This window comes from Janibacter sp. RAF52 (assembly GCF_052114035.1).
In the GTDB taxonomy this organism is placed as follows: domain Bacteria; phylum Actinomycetota; class Actinomycetes; order Actinomycetales; family Dermatophilaceae; genus Janibacter; species Janibacter hoylei.
This window is the reverse complement of sequence record NZ_JBFRDY010000029.1, coordinates 1-408: the sequence shown is the minus strand read 5'-3', so window position 1 is coordinate 408 and position 408 is coordinate 1. Positions and strand designations below refer to the sequence as shown.

Annotated in this window: 1 protein-coding gene; it reads left to right on the top strand. The window is 68.6% G+C overall.

Annotated elements, in window-relative coordinates; translation table 11 throughout:
* The coding region (locus AB4Y78_RS15610) for a hypothetical protein (RefSeq protein ID WP_441737299.1) at nt 1-313 on the top strand (313 nt) is incomplete at its 5' end.
* Nucleotides 314-408: the final 95 nt, after the last annotated feature.

The following is a 408-nucleotide window of genomic DNA, read 5'->3' as shown; positions in this document are numbered from 1 at the left end:
CTCCTATGTGATGGCGAACGAGGCCCTCTCGCTCGACCGGCTGCGCAGCAAATTCGCGCCGAAGATGGCGCGCAGCGCCGATGCCCGGACCTTCACCTTCGTTACCGGCGCAAACCGCGCCCGCGCGGCGGATATACGCGAGATGGCACGCGCGACCGCGAATGCCGACAGTGTCTCGGAGTTCCTGAAGGCCTATCGGGAGCGCTATCCCGGCCTTTCCCCCGCCATGCGCAAGCCCCAGCAGGCGGCGGAGCCCCTGCCCTCGCCGGCGCAGGGGGCCACGGCCGATCCGTCGACGCCGCAGCGCAGCTGACCTTTCCGTCATGCTCGGGCTTGACCCGAGCATCTCGCGACAAGGAGGCTCCTGCTCCTCGTCCCGCCGGAGATTCTCGGGTCAAGCCCGAGAAT